This window comes from Nocardia sp. NPDC051570 (genome assembly GCF_044454005.1).
In the GTDB taxonomy this organism is placed as follows: domain Bacteria; phylum Actinomycetota; class Actinomycetes; order Mycobacteriales; family Mycobacteriaceae; genus Nocardia.
In genome coordinates this window covers 527,533-552,614 of the sequence record NZ_JBITDI010000003.1, presented here as the reverse complement: position 1 = coordinate 552,614, position 25,082 = coordinate 527,533, and the positions used below count along the sequence as shown (strand labels likewise).

The following is a 25,082-nucleotide window of genomic DNA, read 5'->3' as shown; positions in this document are numbered from 1 at the left end:
ATGCCTCCTCTGGGTCCGCCACGCCCGCGGCGGAACCCCCGCTTGTGCTCACCGAATCTCCTCCTGCTCCTGTCGCTGAATGCTCCGCTCCAACAACCTGGCCCTGTGGAATTCATCGCCCGCTATCTGTATCGCGGTACGCGCCAAAGCCGTAGCACCATCGGTCACGGCCAGATCCGCCGACGACGTCACGCACGCCGCCGCGAAATCCGGCTGATGCGTCACCGCACCCCCGGCATCGATACCGATAACCGGATGGATGCCCGGAATCACATTGGTGACATTGCCCATATCGGTGCTCCCGAGCGGCCGCACCGCTTCCAATTCCGGCGCGAGCGGCACACGGCCCATTCCGACGATCTGCTCGCGATAAGCCCACAGTAGTCCCGGATCGGGCGTGAGCTCGGTATATGTGGGCGCAAGCGTCCGGATTTCGTGGGTGCATCCGGTCGCCAGCGCACCCGCCTCGAAACAGGCCGATGCCCGTCGCATCAGGTCGTCGAGGGATGCGGAGTCGCCTGCGCGTAGGTAATACAGCAGTTCCGCATGTCCGGGCACGATATTGGGGGCTGTGCCGCCCGAGGCGACTATACCGTGCAGTTGCTGTCCGGGGCGGAGATGTTGGCGCAGCAATCCAAGAGCAACTTGCGCGACGGTCATCGCGTCCCCGGCGTTGCGGCCCTGCTCGGGTGCGGCGCTGGCATGTGCCTCGCGGCCACGGTAGGCGATCGACAGATCGGCCAGGGCGAGCGAGCGGGCGCGGACGATGTCGTGGGGACCCGGATGAACCATCATCGCCATCGCCACGCCGTCGAACACGCCGCGCTCGAGCATCAGCACCTTGCCGCCGCCGCTCTCCTCGGCCGGCGTGCCGAAAACCTTGATCGTGATTCCGCACACATCGGCCACCTCGGCCAGGCCCAGAGCGGCGCCCACCGCCGAGGCGGCGATGATGTTGTGCCCACAGGCATGCCCGATCTCGGGTAACGCGTCGTACTCCGCGCAGATTCCCACCACCAGCTCGCCGCTGCCGTAACTCGCGACGAAGGCGGTGTCCAGATCGGCCACGGGCGCTTGGATTTCGAAGCCCCGGGCCCGTAGTGGCGCGAGAGTCTTTGCCACGCTGCGAGTTTCGGCGAAGGCCAATTCGGGCTCGGCGTGGATGGCATGCGACAGCGCGATCAGTTCGCCGGTGGCCCTGCCGATGACGGCGTCGACGGCAGCGACCACCGCGGTGTCCGCGGGCGCAACGACATCCGCCCGCGCATCCGACTGTTCCGATATCCGATCATCGCCGCTGCGTGGCATGGCACACAGTGTTGCACTGCGGCCGCCGCGCCGCCTATCGGGTTATCAGGGCGCGAACTTCAGGTTCTCCGGCGTGGTTTCGACCGCGAGACCCGCCAGGGCGCGCCCGTGCAGGGCCCGCTTGATCACCGGCAGATTCGGCTTGCGGTTTCCGGTCAGGGCGGCCGCGCGCGCGATCGCCGCCGCGAGCACCTGATCCGCCTCGGCCTTGTCATCGACGATTCCGGCCGCGATGGCGTCGTCGGCGGCGTAGCGACGGCCGGTGGTCATGGCCTCCACCGCCACCTGATTGGTGAGCCGCTCGGTAACCAACGCGTTCATCGCGACCGTGAACGGCATGCCCAGATGCACCTCGGGCAGGCACCAGAAACCGCGGTCGGCGCGCATCACGCGGAAGTCGTGCGAGGTTGCCAGCATCGCGCCCGCGCCGAAGGCGTGCCCGTTGACGGCGGCGACCGTCGGCATCGGGAAGGTCAGCAGCCGGGTGTAGAGCGAATGCACCCGATCCAGATACCAGCAGTTGCGGTCGAAGTTCGCGAACAGCCAGTCGGTGTCCAGACCGTTGCTGTAGAACTTGCCCGTCGCCACGGTGACCAGAGCCGCGGGGCCTTCGGAGGCCTCGACCTGGTCGAGCAGCCCGTGGAAGGCGTCGATCCAATCCGGGTGGAAGCGGTTCTCGTTATCGGTTTGCCCTTCGTTGCCCAGATAGAGCACGAACACGTCCCCGTCACGTTCCAAATACGGCATGCGCTGAGGATATATGTCGAAGTTACCGGCGAGTCGGGACCGGTACGCGCTGCAGATCCTCGGCCACCACGAGGTGGCCGTCGAAGTACTTGCTCGCCTCGATGCGATGACCGTCCAGATCGCCGTAGCGCTGGGAGAAGTGGGTGAGCACCAGCGTGCGCACCCCGGCGGCAGCGGCCGCCCGCGCGGCCTCCGCGGCGGTCAGATGACCGAACTCGTGCGCGAGAGCGGCGTCGGGATCGAGGAAGGTCGCCTCGATGACGAGCATATCGGCGTCGCGCGCCAATTCCTCGACGCCCGAACACATTCGGGTGTCCATCACGAAGGCGAACCGCTGCCCGCGCCGCACCGCGGAGACCTCCTCGACGGTCACCGTGCGCCCGTTGGGCAGCCGCAGCGAACCCTCGCGCTGTAATCGCCCGATATCCGGTCCGGCGATCCCTCGTTCGGCCAGGCGATCCGGCAGCATCCGGCGACCGTCCGGTTCCACGAGCCGATAACCGAAGGTGTCGATGCGATGCGACAGCGGCACGGCCTCGACGGTGAACGGCGCATCCGCCAACGCGATCGGCCCCGCGGCGGCGATCGGACGCTCCCGCAGTCCCGGGAACCGCGGCACCACATCGCGCAGCCGCTCGAAGTACTCCTGCCCCGAACCCGGATAGCAGATATCCACCGGATGCGGCACCTGGTCCAGATTCAGCCGCGCCAGCACCCCCGGCAGCCCCAGACAGTGATCACCGTGGAAGTGCGTCACGAGGATTCGCGTGATCCCGGTGGCCGACACGCCCGCGAACTGCATCTGCCGCTGCGTGCCCTCACCCGGGTCGAACAGCAGCCCCTCGTTGTCCCAGCGCAGCAGATAGCCGTTGTGATTGCGCTGGCGAGTCGGCACCTGGCTCGCTGTTCCGAGCACGACGAGTTCACGCACGGCCCCATACTGCCCGGATACCCGCCGCCGCGTCGCGCTGCCGCGAATACCTGCGGCACGCGACGCCGATCTCGCGCGACTATCGTGATCGCCATGCTTGCCGAACAGGCCGCCGAGGCGATCGCCGAACATACGGGAGTGTCGCACCACCGGATCGCGGTGGTGCTCGGATCGGGCTGGCAGGAGGCGGCCGCCGAGATCGGCACGCCGACGGCATCGGTCCCGATGGCCGAACTGCCCGGCTTCGGCGCGCCGACGGCGCAGGGTCATCAGGGCACGGTGCATTCGGTGCGGGTCAACGACGCACCGGTGCTGTTGATGATGGGCCGTCAGCATCTCTATGAGGGCTACGAGCCCGCGCAGGTCGTGCACGGCGTGCGGGCGGCCATCGCGGCCGGCGCGGAAACCGTGTTGCTGACCAACGCCGCGGGCGGCATCCGCTCGGGGCTGCGGGTCGGCGAACCGGTCCTGATCAGCGACCACATCAATCTGACCGCTCGCACCCCACTGACGGGCGCCACCTTCGTCGATCTGGTCGACGCCTGGGATCCCGAATTGCGCAAGCTCGCACAGGATGTCGACCCGGACCTGTCCGAGGGCGTCTACGCGGGCCTGACCGGACCCCAGTACGAAACACCCGCCGAGATCGGCATGCTCGCCACGATGGGCGCGGATCTGGTCGGCATGTCGACCGTGCTCGAGGCCATCGCCTGCCGCGCGGCCGGGGCGCGCGTGCTGGGCATCTCCCTGGTCACCAATCTCGCCGCGGGCGTGACGGGCGCACATCTGTCGCATGCCGAGGTGCTCGCCGAGGGGCATGCCGCCGCACCGCGTCTGGGCAAGCTGCTGCGCGGCGTGCTGGAACGGCTGTAGGGCCGGGCGGATGCTGCGTTTCGGAACCGCGGGCCTGCGGGGTCCGCTGCAGGACGGTCCCGACGGGATGAACGTCACCACGGTCATCCGCGCGACCGCCGGTCTGGCCGAATGGCTGCGGATGCGTTGTCTGGGTGGCGGATTGGTGATCGTGGGCCGCGACGCCCGGCACGGCTCGGCCGAATTCGGCGTGGCCACCGCGGAAGTCTTTGCCGCGGCTGGCTTTTCGGTGCTGGCACTGCCGCGTCCACTGCCGACGCCGGTGGTGGCCTTCGCCGTGCGCGAGCTCGGCGCGGTGGCCGGGGTGCAGATCACGGCCTCACACAATCCGCCGAACGACAACGGCTACAAGGTCTATCTCGACGGTGGCTCACAGCTGATCCCGCCCGCCGACGCCGAGATCGAGCAGTGCATCGAGGCCGCGGCCGAACCGATTTCGCGCGCCGATCCGCTGCCCACCGCGCCCGATCCGACAGTCCTGGGACTGCCCGCCGGCGCGTCGGTGAGCGAGATGGGCGAGGAGCTCGTGCGGCGCTATCTGGCCCGGGTGGCCTCGCTACCGCAGGTGATCGGCGGGCCGGTCGCCGACGCCCGGGAGTCCTTGCCGCGCAAGGGTCTTCGCATCGCACTGACCCCCATGCACGGCGTCGGCGGTGAGCTCGCGGTGACCGCGCTGCATGCCGCGGGATTCACCGATGTGCACGTCGTGATCGATCAGTTCGCCCCCGATCCGGACTTCCCGACCGTCGCGTTCCCGAATCCGGAGGAGCCCGGCGCCTCCGACAAGCTGCTCGCGCTGGCGCGGCGGGTGAACGCGGATCTGGCCATCGCCCTGGATCCCGACGCCGACCGCTGCGCGATCGGCGTGCCCGGCCCCGGGGGTTGGCGGATGCTGCGCGGCGACGAAACCGGTGTGCTGCTGGCCGATTACGTGCTCCGAACCGCGCCCGAACAGGCGCTGGCGGCCACCACCCTCGTGTCATCGCGACTGCTGAGCAAGCTCGCCCCCGCCCGCGGCGCGCGGTACGCGGAGACACTCACCGGCTTCAAATGGCTGGCCCGCGCGGGCGAGGGCCTGGTCTACGCCTACGAGGAGGCCATCGGCCACTGCGTCGACCCGGCCGCCGTGCGCGATAAGGACGGCATCTCCGCGGCGGTGGCCGCCGCCGATCTGGTCGCCCGGCTGCGCGCGGAAGGCCGTGGCCTGCACGACGTCCTCGACGACTACGCCCTGGAATTCGGCCTGCACGCGGGCGATCAGGTATCGCTGCGGCTGGCCGATCAGGCCGCGGCCGCCGAGGTGGTCGCCCGGCTGCGCGACACCCCGCCCGACAGTATCGCCGGGCAGCCCGTCACCTGTACCGACCTGTTGCAGGCTCGCGGCCGAATGCATACGGACGCACTGATTTTCGAGGGCGCGGCGCAGCGCATCGTGATCCGCCCGTCCGGCACGGAACCGAAGCTCAAGTGCTATCTCGAGGTGGTCGAGCCCGTGCCGTCCCGCGACGCGCTGCCGGAGGCGAAACTCGCCGCCGCACAACGGCTCGGCGAATTGCGCGCCTACTGCGAGAAGCTCTAACGCGGACCGAACTGCCGATCGCCCGCATCGCCCAGTCCGGGCACGATGTAGGCGTCGGCATTCAGTCCCGAATCCACCGCGGCGGTGACCAATCGCACCGGCAGTCCCGAATTCTCCAGCGCCGCAACACCTTCCGGTGCCGCCACGACACAGACGGCGGTGATATCGGCGGCCTTACGCGCGGCGAGCAGCTCGAGCGTATGCCGCATGGACCCGCCCGTGGCCAGCATCGGATCGAGCACGAAGACCGGCAGCCCGGACAGATCCTCCGGCAGCGATTCGAGATACGGCACCGGCTGATGTGTCTGTTCGTCGCGGGCGATGCCCACGAAGCCCACCCGCGATTCGGGAATCAGCGCGCTGGCCGCGTCCACCATGCCCAGCCCGGCCCGCAGCACGGGAACCAGTAGCGGCGGATGTGCCAGTCGAGTCCCCTTGGCGGCGGCCACGGGAGTCGCGACCTCGAACGTCGCCACCTGCGCCTCGCGTAAGGCCTCGTAGATCAGGATTCCGGTGAGGTCGCGCAGCGCGGCGCGGAAGGCAGAATTGGAGGTGCGGGAGTCCCGCATGGTGGTCAGCAGGGTGGCGGCAAGCGGATGATCCACGATGTGCGTGCGCATGAGGGAACGATAAGGTTTGCCCGCAAGGCAGTGGCTCCAAGGTCTGTCCTGGGGCAGATTCGCGGCGAGGATGCGGAACCGTATCCACGGCGCCTGCGTCGAACTACTCGAATGACGTAATCTGCCACGAGACCAGCACGATGGGGGATGTTGATGCACAAGATCTCAGTCGACACCGAGGGCGTCGCGGCCTACGGTGCGACAGCCGACGGACTCGCCGGAGAGATGGCCGCCGCCGCGGCCGGTGCCGCCGGCGCGAATCCTGTTCTGCTGGGTCCGATCTTCGGTCTGGTCGGTGGCGATTTCATGGCCGCCTATGCGGCCGCTCATGCCGGCCATGTGGCCTCGATCGGCCAATTGTCCGCAGTGCTCGGCAGTGTCGGCACCGCCGCGACGGGCCTGGCGGCGAACTACGCGGGCACCGATGCCGACGGCGCCGCGGCCGTGCGGGCCAGCGAGGGAGGCCGAGCGTGACAGCTCCCGTCGTCGATCTCACCGCCCTCGCCCAGCCGATCATCGATCTGCTCACCAGCTTCGGTAGCGGCGTGCTGCCCGGCGGCGGCCCGGCCGATGCGCTGCGCCAGGCGTCGAGCACCCTTGACGGAATTCATCAGGCCGGCAGCTCCAGCATCAACCAATTGACCAGTGCCTGGAACGGCCAGGGCGGCGATGCCGCGATGGACAAGGCCCTGAAGGTCCAGACCTCGGCCGCGTCCCTCTCCGACCGCGGCACCGATATGGCCGATGTGGTCAGCCAGGCCGCCGCCTCGGTGCAGACCGGACAGAAGGAACTCGACTCCATCCTGCAGTCGTTCGTGGGTTCGGTGACCGCGCTGGGTCCGGCCGTGGCCACCCCGCCCGGCCTGGCGACCGTGGTGGGTTCGGCGATCGACCATCTCGGCCAGGCCCTGAACGTGGTCGGCCGGGTCCGCTCCGAACTCGATACCCACACCGCATCGATGTCCGGACTCATCCCGCCGCCGCCCACGCCCCCGGCCGCGGGCCTGCCCACCGCCCCGGCGTCGATGGCCGCGCCCGTGCTCAGCGGCGTGCAGCAGGCCGGATCGATGCTCAGCGGCGTATTGTCCAGCGGCGGTTCGATGCTCAGCGGTCTGGTCGGCCAGGCGTCCTCGGTCATGCCGTCGCGCCCGAACTCGAACGGCGGCGGGACCGCGACCGCACCCGCGTCGGCGGCGGGCGGCGATCAGCCCGGCCGCCACGGCGGCATCATGATCACCCTGCCCGACGGCAGTCAGGTGGAGGCGCCCAATCCCCGGGCCGCCACCGCCGTGAAATCCGCGATCAGCGCGGTCGGCACCCCGTACGTCTGGGGCGGCAACACCCCCGGCGCGGGCCTGGACTGCAGCGGCCTCACCAAATGGGCCTACGGCGAGGCCGGCGTGGATCTGCCGCGGCTGGCCGCCGACCAGAGCTCGGGCGCCACCCCGGTCAGTCCGGGCGACCTCATGCCGGGCGATCTGGCGATCTGGGACGGTCATGTCGCGATGGTGGTCGGTAACGGGCAGATGGTCGAGGCCGGTGATCCGGTACAGATCGACCCGATTCGAACGGAGAACATGGGTATGGCGTTCCACGGCTTCTACAGGCCCACCTCATGAATCAGCCGCAGCAGATACCGAACGTCACGGTGGCCGCCAGCACCAACCGCGCCGGCACCATCAGCGTGCGCGCGACCGATCAGGGCATGCCGGTCGAGATCAAGTTCGAACGCGGCGAATACCGTTACGGCGCACGGGCTCTGGCCGCGGAGATCCTGCGCCTGACCAAGCGCTCGGCGATCGTCGCCAAGGCGCGCCGCCGCGAGCTGCTGGCCGAATCCGGCATGCCCGCCGAGATCCTGGACAAGCTCGACCTGCCCACCCGCCAGGCCGCGGTGGACGAGCTGGACCGCATGGACGACGAGGACACGGGACCGACGAGCTGGATGAGGCCGGTATGAGTGAGCGAAGCGAGCGAACCATAGGCACAGCTGCCACAGCAGTCATGACGGAGCCGAGCGCCGGCGAGGCGCAGTCATGAGTGCGGAGATGGATGCACTGGTCGCCGCGGCGACACAGAAGCTGGAGGCGCTCGAGGCAGCGCTGTACGGCCTCAAGCAGGTGCGCGGTCGCCACACCACCGACGACGGTTCGGTGAGCGTCGAGGTCGACAGTGACGGCGCGCTGGTGGCGCTGTCGCTGTCGGAGTCGATCACCTCCCGATCCCCCGTGGAAGTCGGCCAGGCGATCATCTGGGCCTGCCAGCAGGCCGCCCAGGACGCGGGCGAACAACGCTCGAAGGTGGTCTCCGAGCTCAACTCGACGTTCGTTGCGCCACAGTCGGGAATCGTTGCGGGGCGGGCCGAATAGTGCCGAACGCCGAGGCTCGATAGGCTTCCCGTCATGGCTTCTGGAGACATCGTCCCGATCGAGCTCGGCCTGACCGACGGCGACCTCGTCACACTGTGGGCACCGCGTTGGCGGGACGGTGACGACGAGTGGGAGGCATTCCTCGGACACGAGGACGCGCTGTACGGCTTCGAGTCGGTCGCGGAGCTGGCAGCGTTCATCCGCACCAACGACGACAACGACCTGGTGGACCATCCGGCCTGGAAGGTCGTGGTGGGTCTGGGCGCCGCCGAACTGGAGCCGGAGGAGCAGTACGTCTTCGATCTGGTCGGCGTGCCCGAACTGGCCGCCGGCGATCCCGATCCGGAGACCGTGTCCGAGCTCGAGGAGACGCTCGACATGGTCCGCACCATCGGCGAGGTCTGCGAGCTCGAGGTGGTGACGAAGTTCTTCGGCTCACATCCCGTGCTGGGCGCGCTCCCGGCCGGCGTGAGCGCCTTCTACGGGCGCGAGGGCGAGGAGCTGTGGGACCAGATCGGCGCCGCCATCGCCAAGGACTGGGACAAGGTCGTCGACGCCATCGACACGGCGGTGACCTCTCCCGAGGTGGATGCCGACGCGGTGGCCGTCGCGGAGGCGGAACTGCTTGCGGCCGAAGAGAACATCGTCGACGCCGAGGATGTGGCCGATACCGACGACGAGATCGAGCAGGTCGATCTCGATGAGGACGAGGAAGAGCCCGAGGACGAGGAGGTGACGTTCTGGCACGAGGTCGGCATCGACCCGATCAAGATCGTCACCGCAGCGGACACCTACTACACGCTGCGCTGCTACCTCGACGATGAGCCGGTCTTCCTCGGTAGCGAGGGCACGATCACGGTCTTCACCTCCGAGCGCGCCCTGGCCCGCTACCTGGCCGACGATCACGAGCACGATCTGTCCCGCGTGAGCACCTATGGCGACGTCCAGACCGCCGCGGTCGACGGCTCGCTCGAGGTCGAGGTGGAGGACGAGAACGTCTACGTCCTGCCGGGCCTGGCCGACGATCTGGCCGAGGGCCATAAGGCCGTCGATATCGAACAGCTCGACCTGATCGTCGAATTGTTCACCGACGCAGCCGATTACGCGGACGACGATACGGTCGAGCAGGCGCTCGCCAAGTCCACCCCGCTCGGCTGGTACGTCTCCTACCTGCTCGAGCCCGATCCGAGCCGGATGGCCCCCAGCCCGCCGTTCACCGCCGAGGCCGAGGGCTGGCGTGCCCTGGAGCACGCGTTCGAGAATCGGCTCGAGAAGGCCTGACCGAGAAGGCCCCCGCCCCCGGGGGCCTTCTCGAGGTCTCACCCGATCAACACCGCATACCCCGGCTTGATCACCTCATCGATCAACCGCAGCCGATCCGGGAACGGAATGAACGCCGATTTCATCGCATTGATGGTGAATCGCTCCAGATCGCTCCAGCCGTAGCCGAAAGTCTCGACCAGCTTGAGCATTTCGCGACTCATGCTGGTATCGCTCATCAGCCGGTTGTCGGTGTTGACCGTGACCCGGAATCGCAGCCGCGCGAGCAGATCGAACGGATGCTTGTCCAGCGAGGGCACCGCGCCGGTCTGCACATTCGACGACGGGCACAGCTCCAGCGGAATCCGTTTGTCCCGAACGTAATTCGCGACCAGTCCCAGCCGCGGCTCGGTATCGGAATCGAAGATGTCGTCGGTGATCCGCACGCCGTGTCCGAGCCGATCGCAGCCGCAGTACGCCAGCGCCTCGTGAATCGACGGCAGCCCGAACGCCTCCCCCGCGTGAATGGTGAAGAAGCCGTGGTTGGCCCGCATGTATTCGAAGGCGTCCAGATGCCGGGTCGGAGGGTATCCGGCCTCGGCGCCGGCGATATCGAATCCGCCCACGCCCCGATGCCGGAAACGCACTGTCAATTCCGCGATCTCGAGCGATCGTGCCGCATGACGCATGGCGGTCAGCAGGCAGATCACTCGGATCGGTGTGCCGGCCGCCGCGGCCAGCTGTTCACCCTCGCGGAATCCGGCCAGCGTGTGCTCGACCACCTCGTCGAGGGTCAGGCCTCGTGCCAGATGTTGTTCGGGGGCGAAGCGCACCTCGGCGTACACCACGCCGTCGGCGGCCAGATCCTCCGCGCATTCGCGGGCCACTCGCCGCAGCCCTTCAGCGGTCTGCATCACCGCCACGGTGTGGGCGAAGGTTTCCAGATATCGCTCGAGCGAGCCGCTGTCGGCGGCATCGCGGAACCAGTGCCCCAACGATTCGGCATCGTGTGCCGGAAGTTCGTCATAGCCGCATTGCTCCGCCAACTCGAGCACGGTCGCGGGACGCAGACCGCCGTCGAGATGGTCGTGCAATACGGCCTTCGGGGCTTGGCGGATCGAGGCGAGAGTCAAAGGCATCGGTCCAGTCATGTACCGACGCTATCCGCATCCGGCGCGTTCCGCAGCCGTCTTCCGGTGTGTGCATGCTCTCGCTGGCATGTCGTCGCGAGGATGTCGCCCGCGTGTCGCCGAGCGGAGTCCGGACATCAGCGAGGGCGGCCCTGGCCGCCAGAGCCGCCCTCATCCAGCACGTTTCGGACCCCTACGGCGCGATGCGATCCAGCACGATCGGCGAGCGCGCCCCCGGCTCGGAGCCGATCACGGACGCCTCCCGCAGCGCCTCCAGGGCCGCGGGGATGGCCTCGGGGGTGTTGGTATGCAGTGTCAGCAGGGGTTGCCCAGCGATCACCGGATCCCCTGGCTTGGCATGCATTTCGACACCCGCGCCGAACTGCACCGGATCGCCCTGCCGGGCCCGCCCGGCCCCGAGCCGCCACGCCGCCAGGCCGACACCCATGGCGTCCAGCCGATTCAACGTCCCGCTCTGCTCCGCCTTCACCACCTCGACATGTTTGGCCCGCGGCAGCGGCGCGTCCGGATCGCCGCCCTGCGCCGCGATCATCGCCCGCCAGTGATCCATCGCCCGGCCGTCGGCCAGCGCGTCGGCCGGATCGATATCGTGAATTCCGGCCTGCGCCAACATCTCCCGGGCCAGCGCCAGGGTGAGTTCGACCACATCGGCGGGCCCGCCGCCGGCCAGCACCTCCACCGATTCGGCCACCTCGAGCGCATTGCCCGCGGTCCGGCCGAGCGGGGTGTCCATCGCGGTCAGCAGCGCGACCGTCCGCACGCCCGCATCGGTGCCCAATTCGACCATGGTCCGGCCCAATTCGCGGGCCGCGTCGATATCCTTCATGAACGCCCCGACGCCGACCTTGACGTCGAGCACCAGCGCCGCGGTGCCCTCGGCGATCTTCTTGCTCATGATCGAGCTCGCGATCAGCGGAATGGATTCCACGGTCCCGGTCACATCGCGCAACGCGTAGAGCCGCTTATCCGCCGGGGCCAGATCCGCCCCCGCCGCGCACACCACCGCGCCGATCGCCGGATCCGCCAGCATCTCCCGCATCCGCGGCACCGAGACATCGGCCTTCCAGCCCGGAATGGACTCCAACTTGTCCAGCGTCCCGCCGGTATGCCCGAGCCCGCGCCCCGACAGCTGCGGCACCGCGACCCCACAGGCCGCGACGAGCGGAGCCAGCGGCAGCGTGATCTTGTCGCCCACACCACCGGTCGAATGCTTGTCCACCGTCGGCCGCGGCAGATCGGTGAAGTCCATCCGCTGCCCCGACTCGATCATCGCCCGGGTCCATCGCGCGATCTCCCGCCGCGTCATGCCACGCAGCAGGATCGCCATCGCCAGCGCCGCCATCTGATAGTCGGCCACCGCACCCCGGGTGAAAGCGTCGACGACCCAATCGATCTGATCGTCGTCGAGCTCTCCCCCGTCCCGCTTCGCCGTGATCACCGACACCGCAGAATGCACACTCACCATGCCCCCAGCCTCTCAGACGGGCCTACGAACCACTCCGAAAAGGGTGCGAAGCACCAGAAAGGGTGCGACCGCCGCGATCTCGTGTCGACATGCGGAGAGCATCGCCGAGCTGCGCTAACCTCGCCGTCACGTGCAAGCGACGAAGGGGGGAGACATGTCACATGCAGAGCTCGACCGCCGCGTAACGAAGCTCGAGGGGCGAGTCACCGATATCGAGGAAGTCCACGGGCCCTCGATCTACAAGTTGACCCGGATCGTCCACAGACATGAGTTGATGACCCGACGGCTCGCGGACGGCATCAACGGGCTCGGCCGCGGCATGGCGATGATGATGGAGCGAATGGGGCTTCCGCCGATCGACATCCCCGAAGTCACGATGCCGACCGAGGCGGAGGTCGACGCGTCGTTGGAGGAAGACCTCTGATGCCCGTCATGAGAGATACGTCGGCCTTCAACGAACCAGACCGTCGCATAACCAGACTCGAGGGGCGGGTCACAGATCTCGAGGAGGGTTACGGCGCTTCGATCCTCGGTCTTCGCCGGGATGCGAAAGGGCTGCGGCTCGGTCAGGATCGGCTCTTCGGTGGCCTCAACAGTCTCGGTGGCGGCATCGCATTGATGATGGAGCGACTCGGCCTGCATCCGATCGGCCTGCCGGTCGCGGCCCCGCCCACTGAGGACGAGGTCGACGACGCCTTCGAAGCGGACAACTCGTGACGGCCTCACCAAGGCGCGGAGATCAGTAAAATCACTGCGCCACTGGACAATTCGATTCCAGGAACGTCGATGGCCGGTACGGCCGGACCGGTCGTCGACGTCCCGAAAGTCGTCCGCGGCGCGAAGAGGTGCGGAAGTTCACACCTCTCGCTGCCCCGCCTTGAGATCATCGGGCCCGAAGGCACTGGGTAGCAAACTTCCGAGCGACCGCGGCCCATCCCTATGGTCCACAAGAAGATCCGCACCCCCGTGCTCATAGAGCACCTGTCGGCAGCGCCCGCACGGCATCAGAGTCTCGCCCCGAGAGTCGCATGCGACAACCGCCAGCAAACGGCCGCCGCCGGACGCGATCAAGTTACCGACGAGTACGCATTCGGCACACAGACCCAAACCATATGAGACATTCTCCACATTGCACCCGCTCACGATTCGACCGTCGACGGTGAGCGCGGCGGCGCCGACCGGAAACCGCGAGTAGGGTGCATACGCTTTCCGCATGACTTCAAATGCCTTGCCGCGCAAGGCATTCCAATCGATCTCCGGCATATCGGACCTCCGCTCCAATGACTCGAACACGACCGTAGAGAAGCCATTATGACCACGTCAATCTCAAAGGCTAGGCAAACCTAAGTAAGCCGAATTGTGTTCCAACGCTCGGCCTGCCGGATTAGTTCCGAGAAATGGCTGGGATTAGAGTTCCTGACAGATCGGTTCAGGTTCCCGGCGGCGGGTCGACCACAGCCTCCGGGGTGTTGGCTCCGGGCGCGAGCTGGTGTTTTCCAGATCCAACGGCTCCCCCGCCCGCGCGCCGAGACCGCGACCGGGTCCATCAACGACGTTGGAGGCACCGCACTCTATGACGACCACCCTAGAAGCTCCGGCACAGCCGAAGCGGAAGACCTTGTACCGCGGCGACCCGGGTATGTGGTCCTGGGCGCTGCACCGGATCACCGGCGTCACGATCTTCTTCTTCCTGTTCGTCCACGTACTCGACACCGCCCTGGTGCGGGTCAGCCCGGACACCTACAACCGAGCGATCGAGACGTACAAGAACCCGCTCGTGGCCCTCATGGAGATGGGCCTCGTGGTGTGCGTGCTGTTCCACGCGCTCAACGGCATCCGGGTCATCCTCGTGGACTTCTGGTCCCAGGGCCCCCGCTACCAGCGCCTGATGTTGTGGATCGTGCTCACGATCTGGGTCCTGGTCGCGGGCGTCGGTGTCGGACGCCAGTTCTTCTACCTGCTGACGGAGCACTGATCATGACGACACCTGCCGCGCCCGTGCTGGGCAAGTCCTACGACCGTCCCGCCAGCCTCGACGCACCCCGCGCCCCCCGGCGCACCGCGGGCAACAACTTCGAGAAGTACGCCTGGCTGTTCATGCGCTTCTCCGGTCTGCTGCTGGTCGTGCTGGTCCTCGGCCATATGACGATCATGCTGATGCTCGACGGCGGCGTGAAGCGACTGAACTTCGGCTTCGTCGCGGGTCGCTGGGCGAGCCCGTTCTGGCAGCTCTGGGATCTGACCATGCTGTGGCTGGCCCAGCTGCACGGCGGAAACGGCCTGCGCACGGTCATCGACGACTACTCCCGCAAGGACTCCACCCGCTTCTGGCTGAAGACCCTGCTGGCCATCTCGATGATCTTGATCATGGGCGTGGGCACCTACGTCATCTTCACCTTCGACCCCAACATCAGTTAGGAACAGGCCTCCTCCCATGAGTGAGCGAAGCGAACGAATCATCGACACAGGGTGCTTCGCGAATGCCGGAGCCGAGCGCAGCGAGGTGCAGGCATGAGTGAATCCCGATCCGTTCAGGAGCACCGCTACGACGTCCTGATCGTCGGTGCGGGTGGCGCGGGGATGCGCGCGGCGATCGAGGCCGGCCCCCGGGTCCGCACCGCCGTTCTGACCAAGCTGTACCCCACCCGTAGCCACACCGGCGCGGCCCAGGGCGGCATGTGCGCCGCGCTGGCCAATGTCGAAGAGGACAACTGGGAGTGGCACACCTTCGACACCGTCAAGGGTGGCGACTACATCGTCGACCAGGACGCCGCGGAGATCATGGCCAAGGAGGCCATCGACGCCGTGCTCGATCTGGAGAAGATGGGCCTGCCGTTCAACCGGACCCCCGAGGGCAAGATCGATCAGCGCCGCTTCGGCGGCCACACCCGTGATCACGGCAAGGCCCCGGTTCGCCGCGCGTGTTACGCCGCCGACCGCACCGGCCACATGATCCTGCAGACGCTGTACCAGAACTGCGTCAAGCACGAGGTGGAGTTCTACAACGAGTTCTACGTGCTCGACCTGGTGATGACCAGTACCGAGCGTGGCCCGATCGCCACCGGTGTGGTCGCCTACGAGCTGGCCACCGGCGAACTGCACGTGTTCCACGCGAAGTCGATCGTGTTCGCCACCGGCGGTTCGGGCCGGATGTACAAGACCACCTCCAACGCGCACACGCTGACCGGCGACGGTATGGCGATCGTGTTCCGCAAGGGACTTCCGTTGGAGGATATGGAATTCCACCAGTTCCATCCGACGGGCCTGGCGGGCCTGGGCATCCTGATCTCCGAGGCCGTGCGCGGCGAGGGCGGCATCCTCCGCAACGCGTCGGGCGAACGGTTCATGGAGCGCTACGCCCCCACCATCAAGGACCTCGCGCCGCGCGATATCGTCGCCCGCTCGATGGTCAAGGAGGTCCTCGAGGGCCGCGGCGCCGGGCCGAACAAGGATTACGTCTACATCGACGTGACCCACCTCGGCGAGGACGTGCTCGAGGAGAAGCTGCCCGACATCACCGAGTTCTCCCGCACCTACCTGGGCGTGGACCCGGTGAAGGAACCGGTGCCGGTCATGCCGACCTGCCACTACGTCATGGGCGGCATCCCGACCCGCATCCGCGGCGAGGTGCTGCGCAACAACACCGACGTCGTCCCCGGCCTGTACGCCGCCGGCGAATGCGCGTGCGTGTCGGTGCACGGCGCGAACCGCCTGGGCACCAACTCGCTGCTGGATATCAACGTGTTCGGCCGCCGCGCCGGCATCGCCGCCGCCGAGTACGCCCAGCGCACCGAATTCGTCGAATTGCCCGAGGCCCCGGCCGATTACGTCCAGGGCTGGTTGACCAGCCTGCTCAGCGATCACGGCAACGAACGCGTCGCCGATATCCGCACCGAGCTGCAGGCGACCATGGACGCCAACGCCGCGGTGTTCCGCACCGAGGAGACCCTCAAGCAGGCCCTCACCGATATCCATGCGCTCAAGGAGCGCTACGAGCACATCACCGTGCAGGACAAGGGCCGTCGCTACAACAGCGACCTGCTCGAGGCCGTCGAGCTCGGCTTCCTGCTGGAGCTGGCCGAGGTCACGGTGGTGGGCGCGCTGAACCGCAAGGAGTCGCGCGGCGGCCATGCCCGCGAGGACTATCCGGACCGCGACGACGTCAACTTCATGCGTCACACCATGGCGTACAAGGACGTCGAGCTCGGTGCGCACGCGAAGCTGATCGCCGACATCCGGCTCGATTTCAAGCCGGTGGTGCAGACCCGTTACGAGCCGATGGAGCGTAAGTACTGATGACTGCCGTAGCAGAAGCCCCCGTCGGGCAGAAGCCCGCTCCGGTCCCCGACGGTTCGACCATGATCACCGTCAAGGTGGCGCGGTTCAATCCGGAGGACAGCCAAGGCGCACACTGGGATTCGTTCCAGGTGCCGGTGCTGCCGACCGACCGGTTCCTGAACGTGCTCATGTACATCAAGTCCTATTTGGACGGCACGCTCACCTTCCGCCGCTCCTGCGCCCACGGCGTCTGCGGTTCCGATGCCATGCGCATCAACGGCGTGAACCGGCTGGCGTGCAAGGTCCTGATGCGCGACATGCTGCCCAAGAACGGTAAGGCCCTCACCGTCACCGTCGAGCCGATCCGCGGCCTGCCCGTGGAGAAGGACCTCGTGGTGGACATGGACCCGTTCTTCGACGCGTTCAAGGCCGTCAAGCCGTACCTCATCACGCACGGCAACGAGCCCACCCGCGAACGTATCCAGAGCCAGGCCGACCGCGCCCGGTTCGACGACACCACCAAGTGCATCCTGTGCGCCTGCTGCACCACCTCGTGCCCGGTGTACTGGAGCGACGGCAGCTACTTCGGCCCCGCCGCCATCGTCAACGCCCACCGCTTCATCTTCGACAGCCGCGACGAGGCCGCCCGCGAACGCCTGGACATCCTCAACGACGTCGAGGGCGTCTGGCGCTGCCGCACCACCTTCAACTGCACCGACGCCTGCCCCCGTGGCATCGAGGTCACCAAGGCCATCCAGGAAGTCAAGCGCGCCCTGCTCTTCGCCCGCTGACAAGGCCACGCCGAGGCCGCTCTCATCTTCGGATGAGGGCGGCCTTCGTCGTTATGCCTCCTCCGCGCCGCACGACGCCGGTCGAACAGCCTGCGGCACATCGAGAACGCGGTCGCGACGATGGCGCAGCAGTGCCAACGGGTCCGCCCACGCCCATCCGCAGACCGGTCGGCATCGAATAACGGTTACATCAAGCAGTATTGCTGACCGTAAGGGGGCGGATATACCGTGTTAAACATGAAGACGATGATCGACCTGGACGACGAGGCTCTGGAGCTGGCGGCCAGGGAGCTCGGTACGACGACCAAGAAGGACACCGTGAACGCGGCCCTGCGGTTCGTCGCCGAGCGTCGGCGTCGAGTCGAGGAGATCCTCAGCGACTATCCGTACAGCCTCGGGTGGGGTCCCGACATCACCGATCCGGAGGTCATGAAGCAGGCGCGGCGATGAGGGATCCCATGCCATTGCGCCTGCATTTGGTAGATACGTCCGCGGCCGCCCGTTTCAAGAATCCCGCGGTTCAGAAGGTCGTCGTCGATCTGCTCACCGACAGGGCCGCAGCAACGTGTGTGACGGTCGATCTGGAGGCGGGGTTCTCATGCCGAAATCTCGCCGAAATTCAGAACATCGCCAAGAGCCGTCGGTCTCACTTCACCAATCTCCCCATCAACGAAACGATCGCCGAGCGTGCTCGCGAAGTACAGGTGTTGCTGGGGCGCAAGGGGCATCACCGTGCCGTAGGCCCGATCAACCTACTGACTGCCGCCGTCGCCGAGTATCACGGCGCGGTCGTCGTCCACTATGACGAGGACTTCGAACATATCGCATCGGTCACCAGACAACCCCATGTCTGGGTCGCTCCTCGCGGCACCATCGATTAGTCGGCACGAGAAGCCGGAACCAAAGGCCGCCTTCGTCTTTCGAACGAAGGCGGCCTTCCTCGTCGACCTATGCCTCGTCCCTGACGGTATTGTCGGCGACCGCACCGCCCAACGCGATCAACACACCGATCGCCCCCAGAACGATCCCGAACCACGGCTGCATGGAATCCGCCCACGCCAGGATCATGAAATGCATGTCCAGCTGCTGCAACAGCAGTGAGCCGAAGCCGAGGATGGCAAGCCAGATTCCGATACGCACCATCAGGAAACCCCCACATCTCGAGCCGACGAGGCCGCCTCCACAACCCCGCCGACGAATAACAACGGCGGAAGCATACAAGTAGGATCCGCTCCAGGCCAACGGATCTGACAGAATGCCGGTGACATACGCTCACCGAGGGGGACGAATGAGCAACTGGCCCAAGGTATTCACGCATGCGACAAGGGCGATCGCCGTTGCGATGCTCTTGGCGGCGAGCGGATGCGGTGGCAGCCGAGCCGAATCCGGTCAGGGCATCGACCGCTATCTTCATCAACGACCCGACTGGGAATCGTGCGAAAACTACTCGGGCGGAGGCAAACTCGGCGCGAGCGGCTTCGACTGCGCACACGTCACCGTGCCGATCGACTACGACAAACCCGAGGGCGATACCGCGCGGATCGCGATCTCCCGACACAAGGCGCTCGGCGCCCGGATCGCTTCGCTGCTCACCAATCCGGGCGGGCCGGGTGTCCCCGGTCTGGCGAGCCTTCCACAGCGGCTGGCCAAGACACCGCTCGGCGTACACTTCGACCTCATCGGTGTCGACGTGCGCGGCCTCGGAGCATCCACGCCGAAGGTCATCTGCCGGACGCTCGAACAGGCTCGGGCGCATCGAGAGGAACCTACCTGGGACCTGTCACCGACCGGGATCGCGCGGACCGAACAGCAGCAGCGGGATCTTGTCGCCGACTGCGTACGCCGAACCGGCACTGACCTGCTGCGTCATATCGGAACCGCCGATGTAGCAAGGGATTTCGATGTGATCCGCAGCGTACTCGGCGACGAGAAACTGGCCTACTACGGCGGCTCGTACGGCTCCCGGCTGGGCTCGACCATCGCCGAGATGTATCCGGATCGGGTGCGCGCCATCGTGGTCGACGCCGCGCTGGACCCGACGGCGCCCATCGTGGACGAGGTCGGCGCGGACGCCGGTCTCGAGCACGCCTTCGAGACCTACGCCACCGATTGCGCGCATTCGGACGAGTGTCCGGTGGGAACCGATCCGACCCGAGCGCCCGCATCGTTGCGTGAGCTGGTGACTCCCCTCCAACAGCACCCCGCCGCCACCTCCGACGGGAGAGGTCTCGGATATCGCGGCGCGAGCACCGCGGTGATCAACGCGCTCTACACGCCCGAAGCCTGGGAGATAATCACCAAGGGCCTCAACGAATTACGCGACGGCCACGGCGACCTCCTGGCACGCTTCACCGACATCATCGAAGGCGTCATCGGGCGAGATCTCCAACACGCCGTGCTCTGCGGGGAGGAACCGCGGCTGGCCGACCGCGCCACCGCCGCCGACCTGGACCGCCGAACCCGCACTGTCGCACCGGCTTTCGACGACGGTCATGCCACCGGACAGGCCCCGCTGCCGCTGTGCGCCTTCTGGCCTTTCCCGCCCTTCACCCAGCCGCACGTACCGGATATCCACGGTTTGCCCAAGACCGTCGTCGTGGCCACCACGGGCGACCCCGTGGCGCCCTACGCGGGTGGGCGCAACCTGGCGCACTACCTCGGCGCCTCCCTCATCACCTACGAAGACATCAAGCACGGCGGCGCCTTCGACGGCATCTCCTGCATCGATGAACCGCTCACGCGCTACCTCATCGACCTCATGCCACCACCGGCCGAGACGACCTGTAGGCCCCACTGACCGCGCAATGCGAAGGCCGCCTTCATCCCTCATCGATGAAGGCGGCCTCCGGCCCGGTGCCGCGGCCTACTTGGCGGCGGCCTGCTTCTTGTTGCGATCCAGGCCCAGGGCGTCGGTCACGGTGAAGAACAGGTCGGTCTGATCGGTCAGGCCGACCACGTTCGCGGCGCGCGGGCCGTAGGCGGCGACACGCAGCTGGGTGCCGGTGTGCTCCTGAGAGCCGCCCGCCTCGGCGTTACCGTAGGAGATACCCATCTCGGCGCCGTCCTTGGTGACGACCTTGCTGGTCAGCGACTGGGACTTGGTCTCCAGCGGGACGATCTGGCTCGAGTGGGCGTGGTCCGCGGTGACGACCACCAGGGTGTTGCCGTCGGCCTTGGCGAACTCCAGCGCGGCTTGGACCGCGGCATCGAGGTCGACGGTCTCGCCGATCTGGCCGCACGGGTTGGCGTTGTGGTCCTGCTTATCGATCGAGGCGCCCTCGACCTGCAGGAAGAACCCGTCCTTGCGATCCTTCAGCAGATCGATCGCCTTGCGTGTCATGCCCGCCAGATCCGGCAGGGTCGCCGCGCGCTCCGGGTTGTCTGCCTTACATGTCTGGGCGGGCTTGGTGAGCCCGTCGCGCGAGGCCAGATCGCCGGTCCAGCGCACCGGCATATTGCCCGGCGAGAACACACCCAGCACCGGCGCGTTCTGGTCGGCCTTGGCCACGCCGTCGAGTCCGGCGCGATCGGTCACGACGTTGTAGCCGCGCGATTTAGCCTGATCCATCAGGGTTTTGCCCTGGTACTCGCCCGCGGTGGCCTTCTGCTCGAAGCTCTTCGCGCCGCCGCCGAGGGTCACATCGGCGCGGGTCGCGATCAGCTGCTCACTGATCGATCCGAGACCGCCGTGCTCGAGCGCGTTGGCCGGGCACTTCGACGAGGTCTCTTCCGGCCCATAGCATTTGCGGTCGGTGACATGCGCCGCGAGCACGGCCGGGGTGGCGTCCTGGATCTCGGCGGTGGTCACATTGCCGGTGGCCTTGCCGTTCGCCTTGGCGATCTCGATCAGATTGGCCTGGGGCGCACCGGCGACATTCACGCCGATCGCACCGTTGTAGGACTTGGTCCCGGTCGCCCACGCCGTCCCGCTGGCCGCGGAATCAGTGACGTAGTCCGGCTTTCCGGTGTTCTTGTCCAGCGAATAGTGGGTGTAGGAGCCGGTCAGCGGCAGCGCGTCGATGCCCTTGAAGTAGCCGCCGGCGCCCTCGGCCACGTTGCGCGCCACGGTGATCTCCGAATCGCCCATGCCGTCGCCGATCAGCAGGATCACATTCTTGGCCTGCTTGCCGTTGATCGAATCCCGCAACGCCGCAGTGCGATCGCCGGTGGTGCGGCGCGCGCCGCCGTTGTCCGACAGTTTGCCCTGCGCGCCCGGAGTGAGCAGCGAACCGTTGGACTGCTTATCAGAATCCGATCCACAGCCGACCAGTAACCCGATCAGCACGGCGGTCACACCCGGGAGGGCGGCAGCCCGGACCCATCGAGACCTGGACGAGGCGAACGACATACGAAACCCAATCTACTTTTCGAACCGATACGAGCCGACCGGATAGTGCACGCCGACGCTGAACCCAGAGCAACACGTTGGTTAAATACGCATGAAACAGACAAACAGAGCGACTCCGACACTCGACTCGATCCCGACCGGTTTGGACTGTTTGCACAAACCCCGAGATACTGCTAGGCAAACTGCATAGCAAACGACCAGTTCGTTGTCTCTTCAGCCTGGCAGTGCTTGCATCGAGGCATGTTCAATGAGGCTCAGCTGTACTCGCCAGTGACCACGGGGACCGACGGTGATGTGACGGTGCATCTGAGCGACGAGCACCCCGGCGTGCACGACCAGGCGTATCGCATTCGCCGCAACGCCATCGCCGCCATGGCTCTGTCCTATCGTCCGGGCGAACCGCTGCCCCACGTCGAATACACCGATGCCGAACAGGGAGTCTGGCGGATCGTCTCCGCCGAACTGGCCCGCAAACATCGCACATACGCCTCGGCGGAGGTGCTGGCGGGCGCGGAGCGGCTCGACCTGCCGACCGATCACATCCCGCAGCTGGACGAGGTGACCGCGAAGCTGGTGCCGCTCAGCGGATTCCAGTACGTCCCCGCCCCGGGCCTGGTGCCGCTGCGACAGTTCTTCGGCTCCTTCGCCCACCGAACCTTCCACTCCACCCAGTACATTCGCCACCATTCGACGCCGCTCTACACCCCGGAGCCGGACTCGATCCACGAAATCATCGGCCACGCCAACCAATTGGCCAGCCCTCGCTTCGCCGCGATCTACGCCGAGGTGGGCGCCGCGGTGGCCCGGCTGGAAACCGATGCGGCGCTGAAGTTCCTGGCCGACGTCTTCTGGTTCTCCATGGAATTCGGCGTGGTTCGCGAACAGGGCGAGGTGCGCTGTTACGGCGCGGGCCTGCTCTCGTCCTACGGCGAGATCGAGGAGTTCCGCGGAGCCCAGTTGCGCCCGTTGAACATTCACGAGATGGGCACGGCCGTCTACGACATCACCCATTACCAGCCGGTGCTCTACTGCGCGGAATCCGTCGCCGAGATCGAGGATGTGGTCGGCGGCTTCTTCGCCACCATGACCGACGACTCCGTCGCCCGCGCGCAGGCGGCCCACCGACCGGCCTGAGCGCCGCACCCCATCCCGCTCCTCGCACCGGTTCCGACCGACCGCAGGGGGTGCGAGGCGCGGGACGGGGTTCGGCCCAGGCTATTCGGCGGGCGCGGTGGCGAACAGCGGCATCCCCGCCTCCAGGAATCCGATGATCCGGTCGATCTTCTCGAAATCGAATCCGTTCCCGTCGAAGGCGGTCCACGACGCGCCGATCAACGCGCCGGAGAACGCCCGCACCTCGACATCGTCCGGATCGCGACCCACCCGCCGGGCGACAATCTCGGACACCATCACCACATTGCGCTCGGTTTCCTGGGCGATCACGCCGCGCAGCTCCGGTTCATTCCAGATCAGCTTCATGCGATCCTGCTCGAACGCCGAGTCCTCGGAGTCCATGAGCGCGAACGTCTCTCGCATCGCATTGCGGAACGCCGCCAGCGGCAAGAGCTCCGGCGGCTGCGCCTCGATCGCGCGGATCATGACCGGATCCATATCGTCGGCGAGGACGACCTGCTCCTTGGAGGGGAAGTAGCGGAAGAAGGTGCTCGGCGAGATGTCGGCCGCCTCGGCGATCTGCTCGACGGTCGTCTCGCCGTACCCCTGTCGCTGGAACAGCCGCATCGCCTCGGTGCGAATCGTGCGACGGGTGCGCTCCTTCTTCCGCTCGCGTAAGCCCGCGGGCGCCCTCGAATCAGCCGACATGTACCGATTCTCCCGTATCCACCGCCTGCGGCACGTCCGGCACGGCGCCACGCGTGAAGATCGCCGCGAGCAGCGTCGCGACCAGGCAGATTCCCGCACAGACCCACAGCATCGCGCCCATCCCGCCGACGAATGCCGACTGCACGTGCGCCAGCATCCGCCCATCGCCCAGCTGGTGCGCTACCGCGACCCCGGCGTTCACATTGTCGGAGATCGGCGGCCGGTTGTACGCCCCCAGCTCCGAGCGGTACCGCGTGGCCAGCACCGTACCCAGTACGGCGATGCCGATCGTGCCGCCGCCGTTGCGAAGCGCCTGCAGCAGAGCCGATCCCGAGCCGGACCGTTCGGCGCTCAACTCGCCCATGGCCATTCCCATGGCCGCGGGCATGATGATTCCCATACCGACACCGAGCAGTGTGAGCCAGGCGGCCGTATAGCCGTAGCCGCTGGTCGCCGTGGTCAGTGCGCCCATTCCCGCACTGCCCGCGAGCACCAGGAATCCGATGACGAGCACGATCCGCAGACCGACCCCGGACAGCAGCTTGCTGACCAGACGGGTGCCGACGAGCAGACCCCCGATCATGGGCAGCAACCGCAGCCCGCTACCGAGCGAATCCACACCCAGCACCGCCTGGAAGTACTGCGGCACGGTGAAGAACATCCCGAACATCGCGAACTGAACCATCACGGAATAGGCTGTGCCCCAGGAAAATCCGGCGTTCGCGAACAGGCCGAGATCCACCAGCGGATGCAGCGCCCGGCGTTGCCACCAGACGAAGGCGCCCAGTAGCGCGGCGCCCGCCGCGACCGTCGACCAGGCGATCGCGTCGCCCCAGCCCTGCGCGTCGATCCGGATGAAACCATAGGTGAAACCGAGCATTCCGCCCGCCGACAGCGCCACGCCGAGCAGATCGATCCGAAAGACGTTGTCGCTGCGCGATTCCGGCACCAGCGCCGCCACGGCCAGCAGTCCGGCGATCACCAGCGGCACATTGACCAGGAAGACCGAACCCCACCAGAAGTGCCGCAGTAGCCAGCCGCCGACGATCGGGCCGAGCGGTATGCCGATCGTCGTCCCGGTCACCCAGATCGTCAGTGCGCGTTGGCGTTCGGCCCGATCGGGGAACATCGCGGGCAGCACCGACATCGACAGCGGCATCATCACCGCGGCCGCGACGCCGAGCACCGCGCGGGCGGCGATGAGCTCCCCTGCGGAGGTCGAGAGGGTGCACCACACCGACGCGACCCCGAACAGCGTCAGCGCCCCCAGCAGAAACCTCTTGCGCCCGTAGCGATCCCCCAGCGCGCCCGCGGGCAGCACGAATGCCGCCAGCGCCAACGTATAGGCGGTCGTGAACCACTGCAGCGCGGAGGTATCCGCGTGCAGATCGATCGCCATCGTCGGCAGCGCGACCACCAGCACGGTCGTATCCAGTCCGATCGTGAGCATGGCGAGCGCCAGCGCGCCCAGCGCCAGCCACCGCACTCTGCCCGCATGCGCCTCGGTCCCCATCGAGGCCTCGTTCCCCGTCATGGCCCCT

General features: G+C 67.1%; 28 protein-coding genes. 17 read left to right on the top strand and 11 right to left on the bottom strand.

Annotated elements, in window-relative coordinates:
• Positions 1-48: 48 nt before the first annotated feature.
• Genes ACIA76_RS09495 through ACIA76_RS09485 form a run of 3 tightly spaced genes read right to left on the bottom strand, consistent with a single transcriptional unit; the run spans position 49 to position 2,986 of the window.
• Positions 49-1,308, bottom strand: a complete 1,260-nt coding sequence (locus ACIA76_RS09495; RefSeq protein ID WP_397150394.1) for a M20 family metallopeptidase — start codon at positions 1,306-1,308, stop codon at positions 49-51.
• 45 nt (positions 1,309-1,353) lie between these two features.
• Positions 1,354-2,055 carry an enoyl-CoA hydratase-related protein gene (locus ACIA76_RS09490; protein WP_397150392.1) on the bottom strand — a complete coding sequence of 234 codons (702 nt, stop codon included), beginning with the start codon at positions 2,053-2,055 and terminating at the stop codon, positions 1,354-1,356.
• A gap of 22 nt (positions 2,056-2,077) precedes the next feature.
• Complete coding sequence (locus tag ACIA76_RS09485) at positions 2,078-2,986, bottom strand: ribonuclease Z (RefSeq protein WP_397150390.1); 909 nt, start codon at positions 2,984-2,986, stop codon at positions 2,078-2,080.
• 93 nt (positions 2,987-3,079) lie between these two features.
• Here ACIA76_RS09485 and ACIA76_RS09480 point away from each other — a divergent pair, with 93 nt between their 5' ends.
• Both ACIA76_RS09480 and ACIA76_RS09475 read left to right on the top strand, forming a co-directional pair.
• Positions 3,080-3,859, top strand: coding sequence for a purine-nucleoside phosphorylase (locus ACIA76_RS09480; RefSeq protein WP_397150388.1), 780 nt, complete (start codon positions 3,080-3,082; stop codon positions 3,857-3,859).
• A 10-nt stretch (positions 3,860-3,869) separates the two neighbouring features.
• Entirely contained in the window at positions 3,870-5,438 is a 1,569-nt protein-coding gene (locus ACIA76_RS09475; RefSeq protein ID WP_397150386.1) for a phospho-sugar mutase, read from the top strand.
• Here ACIA76_RS09475 and upp read toward each other — a convergent pair.
• Positions 5,435-6,058: a uracil phosphoribosyltransferase gene (gene upp, locus ACIA76_RS09470; RefSeq protein ID WP_397150384.1), complete on the bottom strand. Its 624-nt coding sequence runs from the start codon at positions 6,056-6,058 to the stop codon at positions 5,435-5,437. The two genes, ACIA76_RS09475 and upp, sit on opposite strands and share 4 nt — an antisense overlap.
• A 153-nt stretch (positions 6,059-6,211) precedes the next feature.
• Here upp and ACIA76_RS09465 point away from each other — a divergent pair, with 153 nt between their 5' ends.
• The 5 genes from ACIA76_RS09465 (at position 6,212) to ACIA76_RS09445 (ending at position 9,708) form a co-directional block, all read left to right on the top strand.
• Positions 6,212-6,532: a type VII secretion target gene (locus ACIA76_RS09465; protein WP_397150382.1), complete on the top strand. Its 321-nt coding sequence runs from the start codon at positions 6,212-6,214 to the stop codon at positions 6,530-6,532.
• Positions 6,529-7,677 (top strand): NlpC/P60 family protein, encoded by a 1,149-nt coding sequence (locus ACIA76_RS09460; RefSeq protein ID WP_397150380.1) that lies wholly within the window; start codon positions 6,529-6,531, stop codon positions 7,675-7,677. The genes ACIA76_RS09465 and ACIA76_RS09460 overlap by 4 nt, the downstream gene beginning before the upstream one ends.
• Positions 7,674-8,018, top strand: a complete 345-nt coding sequence (locus tag ACIA76_RS09455) for a hypothetical protein (protein ID WP_397150378.1) — start codon at positions 7,674-7,676, stop codon at positions 8,016-8,018. Before ACIA76_RS09460 ends, ACIA76_RS09455 begins: the two co-directional genes overlap by 4 nt.
• A gap of 76 nt (positions 8,019-8,094) precedes the next feature.
• Positions 8,095-8,427, top strand: a complete 333-nt coding sequence (locus tag ACIA76_RS09450) for a YbaB/EbfC family nucleoid-associated protein (protein WP_397150376.1) — start codon at positions 8,095-8,097, stop codon at positions 8,425-8,427.
• A 33-nt stretch (positions 8,428-8,460) separates the two neighbouring features.
• Positions 8,461-9,708 (top strand): primosomal protein, encoded by a 1,248-nt coding sequence (locus tag ACIA76_RS09445; RefSeq protein WP_397150374.1) that lies wholly within the window; start codon positions 8,461-8,463, stop codon positions 9,706-9,708.
• Between the two features lie 38 nt (positions 9,709-9,746).
• Here ACIA76_RS09445 and ACIA76_RS09440 read toward each other — a convergent pair whose 3' ends face one another.
• Both ACIA76_RS09440 and ACIA76_RS09435 read right to left on the bottom strand, forming a co-directional pair.
• The gene (locus ACIA76_RS09440) at positions 9,747-10,838 is read right to left on the bottom strand and encodes an adenosine deaminase (RefSeq protein ID WP_397150372.1); all 1,092 of its coding nucleotides are present in this window, start codon (positions 10,836-10,838) and stop codon (positions 9,747-9,749) included.
• Between the two features lie 172 nt (positions 10,839-11,010).
• Positions 11,011-12,294, bottom strand: a complete 1,284-nt coding sequence (locus ACIA76_RS09435; protein WP_397150710.1) for a thymidine phosphorylase — start codon at positions 12,292-12,294, stop codon at positions 11,011-11,013.
• 163 nt (positions 12,295-12,457) lie between these two features.
• Between ACIA76_RS09435 and ACIA76_RS09430 the strand changes: the two genes are divergently transcribed.
• A complete protein-coding gene (locus ACIA76_RS09430) occupies positions 12,458-12,727 on the top strand; it encodes a hypothetical protein (RefSeq protein ID WP_397150370.1) in 270 nt (89 codons plus the stop codon).
• A gap of 8 nt (positions 12,728-12,735) precedes the next feature.
• Positions 12,736-13,020, top strand: a complete 285-nt coding sequence (locus ACIA76_RS09425) for a hypothetical protein (protein ID WP_397150368.1) — start codon at positions 12,736-12,738, stop codon at positions 13,018-13,020.
• Positions 13,021-13,158: 138 nt separating this feature from the next.
• On the opposite strand, the gene ACIA76_RS09420 is transcribed toward ACIA76_RS09425, so the two are convergent.
• The gene (locus tag ACIA76_RS09420; RefSeq protein WP_397150366.1) at positions 13,159-13,566 is read right to left on the bottom strand and encodes a cytidine deaminase; all 408 of its coding nucleotides are present in this window, start codon (positions 13,564-13,566) and stop codon (positions 13,159-13,161) included.
• A gap of 310 nt (positions 13,567-13,876) precedes the next feature.
• Here ACIA76_RS09420 and sdhC point away from each other — a divergent pair, with 310 nt between their 5' ends.
• The 6 genes from sdhC (at position 13,877) to ACIA76_RS09390 (ending at position 18,253) form a co-directional block, all read left to right on the top strand.
• A complete protein-coding gene (gene sdhC, locus ACIA76_RS09415; RefSeq protein ID WP_397150364.1) occupies positions 13,877-14,278 on the top strand; it encodes a succinate dehydrogenase, cytochrome b556 subunit in 402 nt (133 codons plus the stop codon).
• Between the two features lie 2 nt (positions 14,279-14,280).
• On the top strand, positions 14,281-14,721 hold the full coding sequence (locus ACIA76_RS09410; RefSeq protein WP_251917412.1) for a succinate dehydrogenase hydrophobic membrane anchor subunit: 441 nt from the start codon (positions 14,281-14,283) through the stop codon (positions 14,719-14,721).
• A gap of 93 nt (positions 14,722-14,814) precedes the next feature.
• Complete coding sequence (sdhA, locus tag ACIA76_RS09405; RefSeq protein ID WP_397150361.1) at positions 14,815-16,599, top strand: succinate dehydrogenase flavoprotein subunit; 1,785 nt, start codon at positions 14,815-14,817, stop codon at positions 16,597-16,599.
• Entirely contained in the window at positions 16,599-17,372 is a 774-nt protein-coding gene (locus ACIA76_RS09400) for a succinate dehydrogenase iron-sulfur subunit (RefSeq protein ID WP_397150359.1), read from the top strand. The genes sdhA and ACIA76_RS09400 overlap by 1 nt, the downstream gene beginning before the upstream one ends.
• Before the next feature lie 237 nt (positions 17,373-17,609).
• On the top strand, positions 17,610-17,822 hold the full coding sequence (locus ACIA76_RS09395; RefSeq protein ID WP_397150357.1) for a type II toxin-antitoxin system VapB family antitoxin: 213 nt from the start codon (positions 17,610-17,612) through the stop codon (positions 17,820-17,822).
• An 8-nt stretch (positions 17,823-17,830) separates the two neighbouring features.
• Positions 17,831-18,253 (top strand): PIN domain-containing protein, encoded by a 423-nt coding sequence (locus ACIA76_RS09390; protein ID WP_397150355.1) that lies wholly within the window; start codon positions 17,831-17,833, stop codon positions 18,251-18,253.
• A 67-nt stretch (positions 18,254-18,320) separates the two neighbouring features.
• Here the strand turns inward: ACIA76_RS09390 and ACIA76_RS09385 are convergent, their stop codons facing one another.
• The gene (locus tag ACIA76_RS09385) at positions 18,321-18,515 is read right to left on the bottom strand and encodes a hypothetical protein (protein WP_397150353.1); all 195 of its coding nucleotides are present in this window, start codon (positions 18,513-18,515) and stop codon (positions 18,321-18,323) included.
• Positions 18,516-18,660: 145 nt separating this feature from the next.
• On the opposite strand from ACIA76_RS09385, the gene ACIA76_RS09380 reads away from it, so the two are divergent.
• Positions 18,661-20,169: an alpha/beta hydrolase gene (locus ACIA76_RS09380; protein WP_397150351.1), complete on the top strand. Its 1,509-nt coding sequence runs from the start codon at positions 18,661-18,663 to the stop codon at positions 20,167-20,169.
• Positions 20,170-20,235: 66 nt separating this feature from the next.
• Here ACIA76_RS09380 and phoA read toward each other — a convergent pair whose 3' ends face one another.
• Positions 20,236-21,720 carry an alkaline phosphatase gene (phoA, locus tag ACIA76_RS09375; RefSeq protein WP_397150349.1) on the bottom strand — a complete coding sequence of 495 codons (1,485 nt, stop codon included), beginning with the start codon at positions 21,718-21,720 and terminating at the stop codon, positions 20,236-20,238.
• 240 nt (positions 21,721-21,960) lie between these two features.
• Here phoA and ACIA76_RS09370 point away from each other — a divergent pair, with 240 nt between their 5' ends.
• A complete protein-coding gene (locus tag ACIA76_RS09370) occupies positions 21,961-22,854 on the top strand; it encodes a phenylalanine 4-monooxygenase (RefSeq protein WP_397150347.1) in 894 nt (297 codons plus the stop codon).
• Positions 22,855-22,935: 81 nt separating this feature from the next.
• Here the strand turns inward: ACIA76_RS09370 and ACIA76_RS09365 are convergent, their stop codons facing one another.
• Positions 22,936-23,541 (bottom strand): TetR family transcriptional regulator, encoded by a 606-nt coding sequence (locus tag ACIA76_RS09365; protein WP_397150345.1) that lies wholly within the window; start codon positions 23,539-23,541, stop codon positions 22,936-22,938.
• On the bottom strand, positions 23,531-25,075 hold the full coding sequence (locus ACIA76_RS09360) for an MFS transporter (protein WP_397150343.1): 1,545 nt from the start codon (positions 25,073-25,075) through the stop codon (positions 23,531-23,533). Before ACIA76_RS09360 ends, ACIA76_RS09365 begins: the two co-directional genes overlap by 11 nt.
• Between the last annotated feature and the right edge of the window lie 7 nt (positions 25,076-25,082).